The 15,531-nt window shown below is 37.7% G+C and carries 14 protein-coding genes; 5 read left to right on the plus strand and 9 right to left on the minus strand.

Translation table 11 applies throughout. The features are described from left to right. Nucleotides 1-11: 11 nt before the first annotated feature. The 5 genes from lepA to rpoE all read right to left on the minus strand — a co-directional run bounded on the left by lepA (nucleotide 12) and on the right by rpoE (nucleotide 4,944). Nucleotides 12-1,802 carry a translation elongation factor 4 gene (gene lepA, locus CPS_RS18450; protein ID WP_011044860.1) on the minus strand — a complete coding sequence of 597 codons (1,791 nt, stop codon included), beginning with the start codon at nucleotides 1,800-1,802 and terminating at the stop codon, nucleotides 12-14. Between the two features lie 209 nt (nucleotides 1,803-2,011). After that, nucleotides 2,012-2,491 carry a SoxR reducing system RseC family protein gene (locus CPS_RS18455; protein WP_011044862.1) on the minus strand — a complete coding sequence of 160 codons (480 nt, stop codon included), beginning with the start codon at nucleotides 2,489-2,491 and terminating at the stop codon, nucleotides 2,012-2,014. Next, a complete protein-coding gene (locus tag CPS_RS18460) occupies nucleotides 2,484-3,497 on the minus strand; it encodes a MucB/RseB C-terminal domain-containing protein (protein ID WP_011044863.1) in 1,014 nt (337 codons plus the stop codon). The genes CPS_RS18455 and CPS_RS18460 overlap by 8 nt, the downstream gene beginning before the upstream one ends. A gap of 72 nt (nucleotides 3,498-3,569) precedes the next feature. Next, a complete protein-coding gene (locus CPS_RS18465) occupies nucleotides 3,570-4,271 on the minus strand; it encodes a sigma-E factor negative regulatory protein (RefSeq protein ID WP_011044864.1) in 702 nt (233 codons plus the stop codon). A gap of 46 nt (nucleotides 4,272-4,317) precedes the next feature. Beyond that, nucleotides 4,318-4,944 carry an RNA polymerase sigma factor RpoE gene (gene rpoE / locus CPS_RS18470; protein ID WP_011044865.1) on the minus strand — a complete coding sequence of 209 codons (627 nt, stop codon included), beginning with the start codon at nucleotides 4,942-4,944 and terminating at the stop codon, nucleotides 4,318-4,320. Nucleotides 4,945-5,453: 509 nt separating this feature from the next. Here rpoE and nadB point away from each other — a divergent pair. Then, nucleotides 5,454-7,052: an L-aspartate oxidase gene (nadB, locus tag CPS_RS18475; protein WP_011044866.1), complete on the plus strand. Its 1,599-nt coding sequence runs from the start codon at nucleotides 5,454-5,456 to the stop codon at nucleotides 7,050-7,052. Between the two features lie 29 nt (nucleotides 7,053-7,081). Here the strand turns inward: nadB and CPS_RS24330 are convergent, their stop codons facing one another. Then, nucleotides 7,082-7,573 (minus strand): protein YgfX, encoded by a 492-nt coding sequence (locus CPS_RS24330; protein WP_337998950.1) that lies wholly within the window; start codon nucleotides 7,571-7,573, stop codon nucleotides 7,082-7,084. Continuing rightward, the gene (locus CPS_RS18485) at nucleotides 7,506-7,811 is read right to left on the minus strand and encodes a succinate dehydrogenase assembly factor 2 (protein WP_049757932.1); all 306 of its coding nucleotides are present in this window, start codon (nucleotides 7,809-7,811) and stop codon (nucleotides 7,506-7,508) included. Before CPS_RS18485 ends, CPS_RS24330 begins: the two co-directional genes overlap by 68 nt. Before the next feature lie 196 nt (nucleotides 7,812-8,007). Between CPS_RS18485 and ygfZ the strand changes: the two genes are divergently transcribed. Next, nucleotides 8,008-8,982, plus strand: coding sequence for a tRNA-modifying protein YgfZ (gene ygfZ, locus CPS_RS18490; protein ID WP_011044868.1), 975 nt, complete (start codon nucleotides 8,008-8,010; stop codon nucleotides 8,980-8,982). A 47-nt stretch (nucleotides 8,983-9,029) separates the two neighbouring features. Next, the gene (locus CPS_RS18495; protein WP_011044869.1) at nucleotides 9,030-9,521 is read left to right on the plus strand and encodes an FKBP-type peptidyl-prolyl cis-trans isomerase; all 492 of its coding nucleotides are present in this window, start codon (nucleotides 9,030-9,032) and stop codon (nucleotides 9,519-9,521) included. Between the two features lie 133 nt (nucleotides 9,522-9,654). Here the strand turns inward: CPS_RS18495 and recA are convergent, their stop codons facing one another. Both recA and CPS_RS18505 read right to left on the minus strand, forming a co-directional pair. Continuing rightward, complete coding sequence (gene recA, locus CPS_RS18500; protein WP_011044870.1) at nucleotides 9,655-10,692, minus strand: recombinase RecA; 1,038 nt, start codon at nucleotides 10,690-10,692, stop codon at nucleotides 9,655-9,657. A gap of 273 nt (nucleotides 10,693-10,965) precedes the next feature. Further along, complete coding sequence (locus CPS_RS18505) at nucleotides 10,966-11,862, minus strand: ArgP/LysG family DNA-binding transcriptional regulator (protein WP_011044871.1); 897 nt, start codon at nucleotides 11,860-11,862, stop codon at nucleotides 10,966-10,968. A 122-nt stretch (nucleotides 11,863-11,984) separates the two neighbouring features. On the opposite strand from CPS_RS18505, the gene CPS_RS18510 reads away from it, so the two are divergent. Together CPS_RS18510 and mutS are read left to right on the plus strand one after the other, a co-directional pair. Beyond that, on the plus strand, nucleotides 11,985-12,605 hold the full coding sequence (locus CPS_RS18510; protein ID WP_011044872.1) for a LysE/ArgO family amino acid transporter: 621 nt from the start codon (nucleotides 11,985-11,987) through the stop codon (nucleotides 12,603-12,605). A 133-nt stretch (nucleotides 12,606-12,738) separates the two neighbouring features. Further along, entirely contained in the window at nucleotides 12,739-15,357 is a 2,619-nt protein-coding gene (mutS, locus tag CPS_RS18515) for a DNA mismatch repair protein MutS (protein ID WP_011044873.1), read from the plus strand. Nucleotides 15,358-15,531 lie beyond the last annotated feature (174 nt).

Genomic DNA, 15,531 nt, shown 5'->3' on the forward strand with positions numbered 1-15,531 from the left:
AACGGCTTAAACTAACTATCAAGTTTAAGAACGGCTAAAAATGCTTCTTGTGGTACTTCAACATTACCCACTTGTTTCATACGTTTTTTACCATCTTTTTGCTTTTGTAGAAGCTTCTTCTTACGACTAATATCACCACCGTAACATTTAGCGGTAACGTTTTTACGTAGTTGCTTCACGGTAGTACGCGCTATAACATTATTACCAATAGCGGCTTGTATAGCGATATCAAACATTTGACGATGTATCAGCTCTTTAAGCTTATCTACCAGTAATCGTCCACGTGCCACTGAGTTTGCTCTATGAGTAATCATAGCTAAGGCATCAACGCGATCGCCATTAATCATGACATCCACTCGAACCATGTCTGCCGCTTCAAAGCGGATAAAATGATAATCTAATGAAGCATAACCTCGACTTGTTGATTTAAGCTTATCAAAAAAGTCCATTACCACTTCAGCCATAGGAAGCTCATAAGTAACAGCAACTTGGTTTCCGTGATAAATTAAATCTTTTTGCACTCCGCGTTTTTCAATACACAAGGTAATGACATTGCCTAAATATTCTTGAGGTACTAAAATATTCGCTTGAACGATGGGTTCTCGAATCTCCTCAATATTATTAATTGCAGGAAGATCGGCAGGGTTATCAATAGAAATAACATCACCGTTAGTAGAAGCTATTTCATAGTTTACTGTTGGCGCTGTGGTAATTAAATCTAGATCATATTCACGAGCTAGGCGCTCTTGAATAATTTCCATGTGCAACATGCCAAGAAATCCAATACGGAAACCAAAACCTAGTGCAGAAGAATTTTCTGGTTCAAAAAATAAAGACGCATCATTTAAGCTTAATTTGTTAAGCGCATCTCTGAAGTTTTCATAATCATCTGAACTTATTGGGAAAATACCAGCATAAACCTGTGGTTGCGCTTTTTTGAAGCCAGGTAAAGCATTTGCTGTTTCTTTCTTACTGATAGTGATGGTATCACCTACTGGCGCACCATGAATTTCTTTAATACCAGCAATGATAAAACCAACTTCGCCAGCTCTTAATACTCCAGTATCTGTTTGTTTTGGTGTAAATATACCGACTTTATCAATTTGGTGAACTTGTCCAGTAGACATCACCAACATTTTATCACCTTTTTTAACTTCACCATTGATAACACGAACAAGTGAAACAACACCTTGGTAATTATCAAACCATGAGTCAACAATTAGCGCTTGTAGTGGCGCATCTATTTGACCTGCAGGAGAAGGAATATTTTTGACAATAGTTTCTAAAACATCTTCAATGCCGATACCAGTTTTAGCTGAACAAGTTACAGCATCTGTAGCATCAATACCTATGATGTGTTCAATTTCTTCACATACGCGCTCTGGATCAGCTTGAGGTAAATCAATTTTATTCAAAATTGGTAAAACCTCTAAATCCATTTCAAGTGCGGTATAACAGTTAGCAACCGTTTGTGCTTCAACGCCTTGTCCGGCATCAACAACGAGTAATGCACCTTCACAAGAAGCTAATGAACGTGATACTTCATAAGAAAAATCAACATGTCCAGGCGTGTCGATAAAGTTTAGCTGGTAAATTTCACCATCTTTCGCTTTATAATCTAAGGTAACACTCTGCGCTTTAATTGTGATGCCACGCTCTCGTTCAATATCCATTGAATCAAGCACTTGCGCTTCCATTTCACGTGCTTGTAAACCACCGCAATGTTGAATTAAACGGTCAGAAAGTGTTGATTTACCATGATCGATGTGGGCAATAATTGAGAAGTTTCGAATATTTTTCATAAAAGGCAGTCAAATAAAAAGCGTTAAAATAATATTATGGCGTGATTTTAACGAATTTACTGCCTTGGGGCTATCTTTTGTTCAGATATCTTTTGTTTCAAGCCGTAACAGGCTAATACCAGTTACCATTCAAAGTGCAGGATTTCAGTGGGAATTAAAATGATTATAGGCAAGGGAAATAATTTAAACATATTTATTCTATGGTTTGATTATTTAACTATGTTTGGTGAAGGGAGTACTTCAATAATTTTCGGTTGTAAATTTTCACTTTGTTTACCCTGTTTTTGCTGAAATTTAGCAAACCGGTACCCTAAATATCCTCCAATAAGACCAAGCCCTAAAGCAAATAATTCATGGGGTAATATTTGTTGTTTTAACAACCATTGCCCTAAAGCGGAAAAAGTAATTAGACCAAGTAAAGGTAATAAATAAACTTGACCAGCACTCGATAAAATATGTTTTTCAGGTAAGGCTAAAACAACGCAATCGCCTTCCTTCAATGGTACTCCCGTGACACTGATATCATAGGGCAAGGTTAGGGTAAGTTTAGCTTGTGGCAATGCTTTAGCAATTTGCCCACTACCACAAGTATCAACTTGCGCACAACCACTGCAAGTAGATTTTATTTGGCTGGTAACGGTAACTTGCCCTGCTTCGATAGCGACAACATTAGCCAATTCTTTAATCATCTTGCTGTTCTCCTTTCGAGCCCTGAGCATTGTTATTTACATTATCAATCACAGCTGGGGCGATTGATTCAGCAATTTTTTTGGCCGTTGCTAATGGGATATTACCAACAATGCCAACTTCTATCCCTTGCAGAATATGATTAAAAACTATTGTGGCACCATCGCTGGCATATTCAGGCGCTCTAAATTTTTCTTGGCTAGGATTAACATAAACAGATACCTCAACTAGACCATCGGAAAATAGCATAAATTCAACCGCTTTTTCATTACCTTGATTATGACTATTTAATCTATGTTGATTAGACTTTACCACTGAAAACCCTTGAGGTAGCCAGTCAACTTGCCATGAGAGTGCCTTATTTTGTTGTTGTGTTAATTCAACAACCTTTGGTAATTCCGTTAACTGAAACTGTTCTAGGTTATCTGTTAATTGCTCATTGACTTCGATATGAGTAAATTGAATTTGCTCTAGTAATTGCCCTTGACGTGTCAGTACCGCCATTTTTAACAACAACCCGGTTTTCTGATCAAGCCAAAGCCAATAACTAAAACGATATTTATCTTTTGATACGATGCGAACAAGTTGAGCCACACGCCCTAAAATCCGGCTACGTCCAACAGAAATAAAACGATAACTCTCTTCTAGTTCACTGATATTACCACGAAAAATGCTTGGAATTGGGCTTCTAACATCACTAGAAATTATGGAGTATGGTTCTTGCTCAGGTTCGATATAACTAACAATCTTACCTTGTCGTAAAACATCACGGCGAGGACCATTGAGTCGAGTAAATATTTCTAATTCTTGCTCATTATCACCAATACCATGCAACCAATGATAGGGCTCTGCTTGGTTATTTTTAACAACAACAAATGAAGTAGAAAAATTGAGTTGACGAAGTGAATTGGAGAGTCGCTCTAGGGAAAATTTCGCAGACTCTGTATCAGCAGTTATTGCTGATACATTAAAGCTTAACAGCAATAATAAAAATGCCGATAGTTTCATATATTCTCAAAAAATGATGGCTGAAAGTAAAATTATACCAACTAGTATTATCAACTAATTCAGCCAATCAAGCTATTTTATATTGCTGCCTAATTTAACTTGTTGATTATGATCTTTCAAAAGTGCTTGTAAGCGGCGCTGTTGCGCAATTCTATCAGAAGCTAATTGTTCATTCATTGCTTGCTGAGTTTGTTGCTTACTTTGTTGACTTTGCTGAGTTTGACTAGATTGGACATTGAAGCTAACAGGGTTTGCATAACCTGATAAAGGTACAGTTTGTACAACCTGACTTGGCGTAACAATGGAATTGTCAGTCACATTATTTTGAACACCTACAATCATTAAAGCAGCAGCAGAAGCGGCTATGGCAACCTGGCCCATCGGCTTAATCAAACTAGAAATTTTTGCTTTAAAACGATTTGTTGCATCTACTACACTGTTAGTCTGTTGAGCTGCTGAATGATTATTGATAGAAACATTTTCATCAGTAGCTAGATGGCTATTTTTTCCAGAGGTTTTCATAGAGGAATTGGGCGATAAAATAGTTGCCTCTTGCGCAATCGCAGCAGAAATAGTTTCACTTAAATCTAGTTGCAACGATTGTGGCACTTCATCGCGTAATACATCACCGATTAAATGATAATTTTGCCACGTACTTGATAAGTGTTCATCCTTGAGCATGTTATCAACTAAATGCGCACTGATACTATCATCTGTTGATGGAGAGTAATTATCGACTAATGAAGATATTGACTCTGTTTTAATTTCACTCATATTTTACCTTAAAAACACTTAGTTAAATTCTGCTTTGACAAATGACTTAATTATTTTTCTGCAACAAGGGTCTAATCTTCTTGTCGATAGCATCACGTGCTCTAAAAATACGTGAGCGCACTGTGCCTACGGGACACTCCATTATCGTCGCAATTTCTTCGTAGCTTAAACCCTCAATTTCTCGAAAGTTAATTGCTAAGCGCAGATCATCAGGGAGTGACTCCATGGTGCTAAAAATTACTTTTTTAATTTCAGCTGTTAGTAATATTTTTTCTGGTGAAGCATTTTCTCTTAGCGCATCACCAGTATCATAAAGTTCAGCATCACTAATTTCGACATCATTACTTGGTGGCTTACGACCTAATGCTACACTGTGATTTTTGGCACAGTTAACAGCAATACGATATAGCCAAGTATAAAAAGCACTATCGCCTCTAAAGTTAGGTAATGCTCGATATGCCTTAATAAAGGCTTCTTGGACAATATCAGGTACATCGCTATGATTTTTAACATAACGACTGACTAAATTTGCAACTTTATGCTGATATTTAGTAACCAACAGATTAAACGCATTTTTATCGCCACGCTGAACCCGCTCAACTAACTGTTGATCTATATTTGGTTCGCTCTTTTGAGCCGTATCCTTTAACACTGACAATTGATTTGTACTCATATTTTCCATTGGCTCATAACAAACGCATAAAATAAGACTAACGTTTTTCAAAAAAGTTCTATTTATTTCAATCTTTTTTAATAATTAGAATTATTGGCTTGTCAGCAATGACATTATTAATTACCAGACTATACCCATGCTACCTCAAGATGCGGGTTTCAGGATTACAGAGCAACTCTTGATCAAGGCGTATCTTTTTATTAATGGTCGCTCCCTTAATAATAGATACAACGATGAGCATGATTTCCTCTGTAGCCCCCGCAGGGCAAGTTTAAAAGGCGTATAATCCGCGTTATTTATTTTGACAATAGAATAACTATTCCCTTCAATCAATACCTTGCCTATAAGCCTTTTAATTCTCGCTGAATCCTGCATATTGAGATAGCATGGGTATATAATTAAACGTTAATTAAACGCTATTATCTGGCGACTTATACCCATGTATTATAGAATACCTGAAAATCCCTTACTTATATATTCGCTTTTATAGCTGAACTTAATCAAAAAGTATGACTCAACAAAACAATTGTGATGTTTTAATCATTGGCAGTGGCGCCGCAGGTTTAACTTTGGCACTCCATTTAGCTCAAAATGCCGATGTCGTCATTTTAAGTAAAGGTCCATTAAACGAAGGTTCCACCTTTTATGCTCAAGGTGGGATTGCGGCGGTATTTGATGAAAACGATAGTGTTGCTTCCCACGTTGAAGACACCATCGTTGCTGGTGCAGGTCTGTGTGATGAAGATACGGTTCGATTTACCACTGAAAATGCTAAGTCTTGTTTAGAGTGGTTGATAGACCAAGGCGTTGAATTTGATAAAGAACAAAGTAGTAAGGGCGAGTCACGTTATCATTTAACTCGTGAGGGCGGACATAGTCATCGAAGAATTTTGCATTCAGCGGATGCTACTGGCCAAGCAATTCAGACCACTTTAGCCGATCAAGTAAGACAACATTCACGTATTAGAATCTTTGAACGTTTCAATGCCATTGATCTTATTTGCCAAGCTAGTACTACTGGTAACCAACCCAAACAATGTATTGGTGCCTATATTTGGAATAGAAATACCGAGAAAGTTGAAAGTATTTACGCACAAAAAACTATTTTAGCCACAGGCGGTGCGAGTAAAGTTTATCAATATACTTCAAATCCCGATGTCGCGAGCGGTGATGGTATTGCGATGGCATGGCGAGCAGGCTGTCGCGTTGCGAATATGGAATTTAATCAATTTCATCCTACCTGCTTATTTCACCCTTCTGCTGGAACTTTTTTACTTACCGAGGCACTTCGCGGTGAAGGCGCTAAATTAAGACGTCCTGATGGCAGCCGTTTTATGCCTGCTTTTGATGAGCGCGCTGAATTAGCACCCCGTGATATAGTTGCGCGAGCGATTGATTATGAAATGAAACGTTTAGGTGCAGATTGTATGTATCTAGATATCAGTCATAAACCCAGTGATTTTATCAAACAACATTTCCCAACCATTTATGAAAAAACTATGTCCCTTGGCATAGATATCACTAAGCAACCCATTCCTATTGTTCCGGCCGCACATTATACCTGTGGTGGAGTAATGGTTGATCATCAAGGTAAAACAGATATTAGCCAACTTTATGCTATTGGCGAAATGTCATATACAGGCTTGCATGGTGCAAACCGTTTAGCGAGTAACTCGCTACTTGAATGTCTTGTTTTTGCCCGCGCTGCTGCCATAGAGATTGGTGAAACCTTAGTACAAAGTAATCACTATTTAACCCTACCTCATTGGGATGATAGTCGTGTAACAGACTCAGATGAAGAAGTTGTCATTCAACACAACTGGCACGAGCTTAGATTATTTATGTGGGATTATGTAGGTATTGTACGTACTACCAAACGTCTAGAGCGCGCATTACATCGTGTTGAATTACTTCAACAAGAAATTGAAGATTATTATCAAAACTTTAAAGTAAGTAATAATTTACTTGAGTTAAGAAACTTGGTGCAGGTGGCAGAGCTTATAATAAGGTGTGCCATGGAACGTAAAGAAAGCAGGGGTCTACATTACACTTTAGATTATCCTGACTTATTAACAACAGCTAAACCAACAATACTTTCGCCAGTATAATAAAAATCACTTAACTCAAAACCGCAGAGCTATTTTAATTGGTTGATCACTCTGGCTAAGCGAGAAAAATCTTGCTCATGTAAGCTATCCCTAAATATGAAAAACTGTTTAGGGTATCCTTTACTAAGACTACTATGTTGGTCAGATGCACTGTTATTTGGCATAAGAACTAACCAACAGCCAATAAAACTGAGCCTACTTTCAGCTAATAGTTGATAACTTACTTTCTCGTTATCAAGCACAATCCCCCCCGTATTAGTCAAGATGAGTGAGCTGGTAATAGGCTTGTTATCACTAATTGATAAGAATAAGCTAAGTGATATAAGGCTGAAAACCGCAAGCACTAAAGCTAAATTATAATGAAAGGTAAAGCTAACAAGAATAACTAAGCAAGTTAATATTCCTATAAAGCTATAAACTGCTAGCTTGTAACGGGAACTTCTTACATTTATATTATACTTTGACGCGTTTGAGTATAAGTTGGACCATTGCGTTGAGCTCTGTATCTTCACAAACTTCATGTCCCATAAACCATGCAAATAATTCAGGATCTTGACCGGTAAGTAAACGTTCAAAGGTAAACTGATCTTTCGTTGATAACTCATCATATGCTTCATCAACAAAAGGAATAAACAACACATCTAACTCTAACATACCGCGACGACAGGCCCATTTTAAACGAGCTTTATTGACTTTTAAAAGATTAGTCGAGTTTTCATTATTTGTCACTGTAGTGCTTGAAGCTTCGTTACCAGACATAAGTACCCTTTCTTGATTAACACAATTGATTAGCCTCCATATTGTAACAATAACTCACATGGCACAGCTATTAAAAATGCTAATTATCATTAATAAAAACTGTCCTCGAGTTGTTTTTGCTATTTTCGCCCCTATTCTATAGTTAACCTTTAATATATAAGCATAGCTAACCCCGCGCTTTCTCATAGAGTTCATTATGACAATTACCACCAGCAAACAATTACCATCTCTAGCACAACTACCAGAGACATACCTTATTGAACTTAGTGAATTTGGGGCAATTTCTTTATCTGGTGAAGAGCAAAGTAAATATTTACAAGGGCAAGTAACATGTGATGTTAATAGCATAACTGAGTCAAACTTACTTGTAGGGGCTCACTGTGATGCAAAAGGAAAAGTATTTTCTGTTTTCCGATTAATTAATCGCTCATCTGCTCACCTATTATTACAACCAACTGCTAGCATTGAAGGTTCACTTAAAGAACTGAAAAAGTTTGGTGTTTTCGCTAAAGTTACTATCGATATTGCTGAAGAACTCGGCTTTATAGCTTTAATTGGCAAACAAGCAAGTTCCCTAATACAGCAAGAGTTCTCTCAAGTTCCTGATAGCTTAACGCCAGTAGTGCAAATTGGTTCAACTAGTTTAGTCTATCTTTCTGGTGAACAACCGCGTTATATCATTATTGATGACAAAGCCACTATCACAGCAATCACTGAAAAATTAGCACTACCTACTTATTCACAATCAGTATGGAATTTATTAGAAATAACCCAAGGTTTTCCTATTTTAACAGCAAATACTAGTGGTCATTACGTACCTCAAATGCTTAATTTACAAGCGATTAATGGCATAAGTTTCACTAAAGGTTGCTATTTAGGACAAGAAACTGTCGCTAGAATGCAATATTTAGGAAAAAACAAACGTGCATTATTTTGCTTAAACTCTCAACTTGAGCAACCTTTTCAATCGGATGATGTTATTGAAAAGCAATTAGGTGAAAACTGGCGAAAAGCTGGCGATATTCTCGCCCATTATCAAGCTGATGATGGTAGTTGTGTCATTCAAGCGATATTAGCGAATGATGGTGACTTGCCTATACTGCGCATTGCTTCTCAAGCTGACTCCGTAGTAACAAATCAAACATTACCTTATACCCTTATAGCTGAATAACTCTTACAGCTGAATAAACTCAAATTTTAAAAAAATTAGGATGAAACATGAAAATAGCTAAAAATAATGTCGTTGTTATGCACTATGCAGTATCTGACAGTGAAGGCACTTTAATTGATAGCTCTTACGAAGATAAACCAATGGCTATTATCCAAGGTAGTGGATATTTAATCCCTGGCTTAGATGATGCCCTTGTCGATCATCAAGCTGGTGATAAATTTGAAGTTGCTGTTGCTTGTGATCAAGCTTACGGCGAACGTCATGATGATTATGTACAAACGGTACCAAGGGAAGTACTTGCTGGTGTTGAAGATCTTGCTCTTGGTACCCAGCTACGTGCAACAACTGATGATGGTGAGCAAACGGTTATTGTTATTGACGTGCAAGATGATGTTATTACTGTTGACGGTAATCATCCTCTTTCAGGCTTAGACTTAAGCTTTGACGTTGAAGTTATCGAAGTACGTGAAGCCACTGCTGAAGAACTTGAACATGGCCATGTTCATAGTGAAGGTGGTTGTGGGCACGACCACGAATAAAGTTTTCTGATTAGTTTGTAACATGCTACAAACTATCGGACATAAAAAAACGTAACCTTACGTCTAAGGTTACGTTTTTTTTCGCTGAGTTTTTGCTAAATGTTATTAACAAAAACTCGTGCTAATTATTCAGTTATGCTTTTTCTTTTTCTTTTACTTCTGATTTATCTTCTGCCACAACAGTTTTTGATAAAAACATATCGCGTAATTTAGTATCAACATCTTTAGCCATTTCAGGATGTTCATCTAAATATTTAGCAGCATTAGCTTTACCTTGACCAATTCTTTCACCATTACAGCTATACCAAGCACCTGCTTTCTCTACAAACTCATGCTTAACGCCTAATTCAATTAACTCACCTAAGTTGTTAATTCCTTCACCGTATAAAATTTGGAATTCAGCTTGTTTAAACGGTGGCGCAATTTTGTTTTTAACGACTTTCACACGCGTTTCATTACCAACGATTTCATCACCGTTTTTAACCGCGCCAATACGACGGATATCTAAACGTACAGAAGCGTAGAATTTTAACGCATTACCACCGGTCGTCGTTTCTGGGCTACCAAACATAACACCAATTTTCATACGAATTTGGTTAATGAAGATAAGCATAGTATTAGATTTTTTCAAATTACCGGTAAGTTTACGCATCGCTTGTGACAACATACGTGCTTGCAAGCCCATATGTGAATCACCCATATCGCCTTCAATTTCAGCTTTAGGTGTAAGCGCGGCAACAGAGTCAACTACAATAACGTCGATAGCACCAGAGCGCGTTAACATATCAACAATTTCTAGAGCTTGTTCGCCGGTATCAGGTTGAGAAATTAATAACTCATCAATGTTAACACCTAATTTTTCAGCATAAACAGGGTCAAGAGCATGCTCTGCATCGATAAAAGCACAAACTTTACCATTGCGTTGTGCTTCAGCAATAACTTCTAAAGTTAACGTGGTTTTACCGCTTGATTCAGGACCATAAATTTCAACAACTCGACCCATTGGTAAGCCGCCAGCACCTAAGGCGATATCTAAGCCTAATGAACCCGTAGAAATAGTTTCTACATCCATGGTGGTATTATCACCAAGCTTCATTATTGAACCTTTACCGAATTGACGTTCAATTTGGGCTAAGGCTGCTGATAGTGCTTTTTCTTTATCGTCTTTCATAGATTACTCCGCGAGCAGTTGTGTTATTTCGTTTTGATGAGACAAGTATACTGTAAGTTCGTACAGTATCAAGTTTTATTACAACTTTTTTTATTTTAAATAAAAAAACAACTTAACGTTACTTTTAATCAATTGAAATATAAAGAATAAAAACATAACAATAACTTTTCACAATTCAAACGAAAAAAGTTACTTCTCTCTTTTAATCCCGATAAATAACTTCGCTTACACAGTACTTTATCAATCATGAATATTACGATTTAATAGACAATACTAATGTGCTAATTTTTCACGTCCAATACTAACAATTTGCTCTGAAATCTTTTTGTTAACCCCTTTTACTAGTACCCAACTGTGCCAATATAATGTCTCTACTAATTCCTTACCAGGGCATAAACTTATTAATTGACCCGCGATTAACTCTTGCTCTATTTGCAATTTGGGTATCAAGCAATAAGCAACGCCCTGCTTCGCTAACGGGATAAACGCTTCTGATGAACGAACACTATGACAATAATACTCACTGGCTGCCAAGTTAAAGTGTCTTGCAATATAACGTACGTGCATATCATCTTTATGATCATAACTTATCGCTGGCGCCATCTTTAATGAGTTTTGGTTTACCCCTTCCGGAAAGTATTTTTTAGCAAAAGCTTTACTGGCCACCAAACAATATTCCATCTCACCAAGCTTGAAAGAGCGATAACCTTTTAAGGGTTTTTCAATAGTGCTTACTGCGCCAATAGCTTGGCCGCTTCGTAACTTATCTAAAGTTCTCTCTTCATGTTCAATAATTAAATTCAACTCAACTAAGTGATTTTTAAGTACTGGTGTAATTGCATCAATAAACCAGGTAGCAATACTGTCTGCGTTAACCGCTAGTGAGATTTTCATCGGCTTAATTGGCTGATCTGGAGATAATAGTGGTACCAGCTCATGCTCAAGTTGTTTCACTTTTTTAAAATGACTTAGTAATTGTTCACCTGCGGGTGTCGCGACGATAGGTTGATTACGAATAAGAACCGGTTGTCCAACATGCTCTTCTAACGCTTTAATGCGTTGAGATATTGCTGATTGTGAAATGAATAGTTTTTGTGCCGCCAACTCGAAGCTTTGTAGTTCGATAACTTCAGCCAGCGCAGCAAGCAGTTTATAGTCAAAATTTGCCATAATCCCACACAATCCTTCATAAGTTTTACTAATGATAGTTAATTATTATTAATTATATTTAAATGGAGGATTAATGCAAACTAGCGCTTATCAAATTTACAGACTATTTATCGAGTACCATTATGAGCTTATTAGTTTTAGCAAAAGGTTTTACCCTAACATTAAGTATGATCATACCTATTGGTACGCAAAACTCTATGTTAATCAATCAGGGCATTCATCAAAATCATCATAAAATGACCGCCGCTCTTTTTGTTCTTTACGATGCTTTATTAATAAGTATGGGCGTACTTGGCGGTAGCATTTTACTGTCACATAACGCCACTTTATTCAATGTACTCACTTGGGGTGGTATCTTGTTTTTAAGTGTTTATGGCCTATTGTCGATGAAATCTGCATTTGTGCGAAGTAAGAATACTGCTGATACTATTTTGAAAAAGAAATCAGCAAAAATTATTTTTCTGACAACCTTGGCCGTTACTTTTTTAAATCCACATGCTTACATTGACACCGTAATGGTTATTGGCAGTGTTGGCGGGCAATACTCAGATGAGGTAAAAGTGTATTTCCTTATTGGTTGTATTTTTGGTTCGTTAACTTGGTTTAGCTGTTTAGCATTTGGCGCAGCCAAACTTTCAAAACAATTAAGCAAACCAAAAGTAAAAATGACGATAGATATAATTATTGCTTTAGTAATGTGGTTAATTGCTTGGTCGCTGTTTACTACATGGATGGCCAGATAATCCCAGTAGCACGGAATAATTATTAAAAAGTGAAGAAATGGTAATACTGCTTATGGCATAATCTAGGGAAATACCGCTAGGTATAAATATCCCTAGTATAAAGCTAGTAATAACATAAGAGTTTTAGCATTTCATGACCACTGCCACAAAAGATCTTTCATCACACACCCCTATGATGCGCCAGTACTTAACTATTAAGGCTGAATTTCCACATACTTTGATCTTTTATCGCATGGGTGATTTTTATGAATTATTTTTTGACGATGCCAAAAAAGCTTCTGACTTATTAGATATATCACTTACCGCTCGGGGTAAAACTGGCGGTAATGCTATTCCAATGGCGGGTGTGCCATATCATGCGGCTGAAAACTACTTAGCGAAGCTAGTCGCCCTAGGTGAATCGGTCGCTATTTGTGAGCAAATTGGCGATCCTGCCACGAGTAAAGGCCCAGTAGAGCGAAAAGTCGTACGTGTTATTACACCCGGTACTGTTAGTGATGAAGCACTGCTAGTCGACAGGCAAGACAATCTCATTGTTGCCATCGTCGATAATCAATCCCCAAATGCAAAACTAAAAACAAGCTCAGCACCCGCTTTTGGTCTTGCTTATTTAGATATGGCCAGTGGTCGATTTGTACTCACTGAACCACAAACTGCTGAACAACTCCAAGCTGAACTTCAACGTTTATCTCCTGCAGAATTACTTTATAGTGAATCTCTACAAGACTTTAGTTTAATCGAGCAAAGAAAAGGTTTACGTCGTCGTCCAGAGTGGGAGTTTGATCTTGATACTGCCATTAGTTTATTGAATAAGCAGTTCGATACCAAAGAATTAACTGGTTTTGGTGTTGATGACAAGCCTTTAGGTCTGGCTGCTGCAGGTTGTTTATTTCAATACGTTAAAGATACTCAACGTACTGCCCTGCCTCATATTCGCGCCATTGTTTGTGAGTCTGCCAATAAAGGTGTGGTACTTGATGCAGCCACTAGACGAAATTTAGAACTGACCCAAAACTTACATGGCGGTTTAGATAATACCCTTGCTGCTATTTTAGATAAATCTTCCACACCAATGGGGTCTCGTTTACTTAAACGCTGGTTACACTTTCCATTACGTGATTTAACGGTTCTTAATAACCGCCAAAATACGGTGAGTGATATCATAGCATTAGATCTTATCGCGCCTATTCAGCCATTATTAAAAGGCTTGGGTGACATTGAACGTATTGTTTCTAGAATCGCCTTAGGCTCTGCAAGGCCTCGTGATTTTGCTCGTTTACGTCATGCTCTACAACAATTACCAGAGTTACAGAATGAGTTAAAAAGTGGATTAACAGAATCCCCTACTAACTACTTAGCCACTATTGCTCAGCAAAGCCAGCCAATGCCTCAACTAGAAGGCTTGCTAGTACATGCCATTGTTGAAAACCCACCCGTACTAATACGTGATGGTGGTGTTATCGCACCAGGTTATAATAACGAGCTTGATGTACTACGCGATTTAAGTGATGGTGCGACTGAGTTTTTAGCGCAACTTGAACAACGTGAGAAAGAACGTACTGGCATCCACTCATTGAAAGTAGGTTATAACAGGGTTCATGGCTTTTTTATTGAAATGAGTCGTACCGCCGCCGTTGATGTACCTGATGATTACATTCGCCGTCAAACATTAAAAAATAATGAACGTTTTATTACCGAAGAATTAAAGCAACATGAAGAGAAAGTACTTAGCGCTCAAAGTAAGTTTTTAGCCCTAGAGAAATCACTCTATCAAGAGTTATTCGATAAAGTATTACCTGATTTAGCGCAACTGCAGCAATTAAGTCAAGCCATTGCTGAGCTCGATGTATTAACTACCTTCGCAGAACGTGCATTAGCGCTAAACTACGTAAAACCTAGCTTAGTTGAAGAACCAGGCATTAGTATTGATGCTGGTCGTCATGTTGTCGTTGAACAAATGACTAACGATGCCTTTATCGCCAACCCAGTGTTGTTAACAGAACAGCGAAAGATGTTAATTATTACTGGTCCAAATATGGGCGGTAAATCTACCTATATGCGCCAAACGGCCTTAATAGTTTTACTTGCTCATATAGGTTGTTATGTGCCTGCTGACAACGCGACCATAGGTTTAGTTGATAGGATATTTACCCGAATTGGTGCTTCCGATGATTTAGCCAGTGGCCGCTCAACCTTCATGGTCGAAATGACTGAAACGGCAAACATTTTACACAACGCTACGGATAAAAGTTTAGTGCTGCTTGATGAGATTGGCCGTGGAACTAGTACTTACGATGGCTTATCACTCGCTTGGGCTTGTGCTGAAATGTTAGCACTTAAAACCAAAGCTTTTACTTTATTCGCGACCCATTATTTTGAGCTGACTTTACTTGCCGGTCAAATTTCAACCTTAGCCAATGTGCACTTAGATGCCATGGAGCATGACGATAACATCGTCTTTATGCATGCAGTACAAGAAGGAGCGGCTAGCAAAAGTTTTGGTTTGCAGGTAGCACAGTTAGCAGGTGTACCAAAAACAGTGATCAAGCGTGCTAAACAAAGGTTAAGTGAATTAGAGCAACAGCAAACGCCAAGCATACTACCAGCACCTATACAAAATGATGCCTTTGAACAGCTCAGTTTCGCCCCTGAAGAGCATTCAGTGGTAACAACACTTATTGATACCGATATTAATGAGCTAAGCCCGAGACAGGCACTAGACTTATTATTTAGCTTAAAAGAACAACTCTAAGCTAATTCACTAATGACCTATTTTAGCTAGTTGAGTCTACAAACTCAGCTGGCTAAAGTTACAATAAGTAAACCGCTATCAAGTTTAATAAAGCCATTTTCATTAAGTTTGTGATCTTGTTGTACGTAGAGAAAGTAATTCAAGGCAAGGCGCTTGATTGAGTCATAGCTGGCT

It is taken from the genome of Colwellia psychrerythraea 34H (genome assembly GCF_000012325.1).
Taxonomy (GTDB): Bacteria; Pseudomonadota; Gammaproteobacteria; order Enterobacterales; family Alteromonadaceae; genus Colwellia; species Colwellia psychrerythraea_A.

Bases quoted from the DNA above. Each gene is read 5' to 3' on its own strand.
- nadB (WP_011044866.1), top strand. From the start codon at position 5,454: ATGACTCAACAAAACAATTGTGATGTTTTAATCATTGGCAGTGGCGCC.
- CPS_RS18495 (WP_011044869.1), top strand. From the start codon at position 9,030: ATGAAAATAGCTAAAAATAATGTCGTTGTTATGCACTATGCAGTATCT.
- CPS_RS18465 (WP_011044864.1), bottom strand. From the start codon at position 4,271: ATGAGTGAAATTAAAACAGAGTCAATATCTTCATTAGTCGATAATTAC.
- rpoE (WP_011044865.1), bottom strand. From the start codon at position 4,944: ATGAGTACAAATCAATTGTCAGTGTTAAAGGATACGGCTCAAAAGAGC.
- CPS_RS18505 (WP_011044871.1), bottom strand. From the start codon at position 11,862: ATGGCAAATTTTGACTATAAACTGCTTGCTGCGCTGGCTGAAGTTATC.
- CPS_RS18510 (WP_011044872.1), top strand. From the start codon at position 11,985: ATGAGCTTATTAGTTTTAGCAAAAGGTTTTACCCTAACATTAAGTATG.
- lepA (WP_011044860.1), bottom strand. From the start codon at position 1,802: ATGAAAAATATTCGAAACTTCTCAATTATTGCCCACATCGATCATGGT.
- CPS_RS18455 (WP_011044862.1), bottom strand. From the start codon at position 2,491: ATGATTAAAGAATTGGCTAATGTTGTCGCTATCGAAGCAGGGCAAGTT.
- CPS_RS24330 (WP_337998950.1), bottom strand. From the start codon at position 7,573: ATGAAGTTTGTGAAGATACAGAGCTCAACGCAATGGTCCAACTTATAC.
- CPS_RS18460 (WP_011044863.1), bottom strand. From the start codon at position 3,497: ATGAAACTATCGGCATTTTTATTATTGCTGTTAAGCTTTAATGTATCA.
- CPS_RS18485 (WP_049757932.1), bottom strand. From the start codon at position 7,811: ATGTCTGGTAACGAAGCTTCAAGCACTACAGTGACAAATAATGAAAAC.
- ygfZ (WP_011044868.1), top strand. From the start codon at position 8,008: ATGACAATTACCACCAGCAAACAATTACCATCTCTAGCACAACTACCA.
- recA (WP_011044870.1), bottom strand. From the start codon at position 10,692: ATGAAAGACGATAAAGAAAAAGCACTATCAGCAGCCTTAGCCCAAATT.
- mutS (WP_011044873.1), top strand. From the start codon at position 12,739: ATGACCACTGCCACAAAAGATCTTTCATCACACACCCCTATGATGCGC.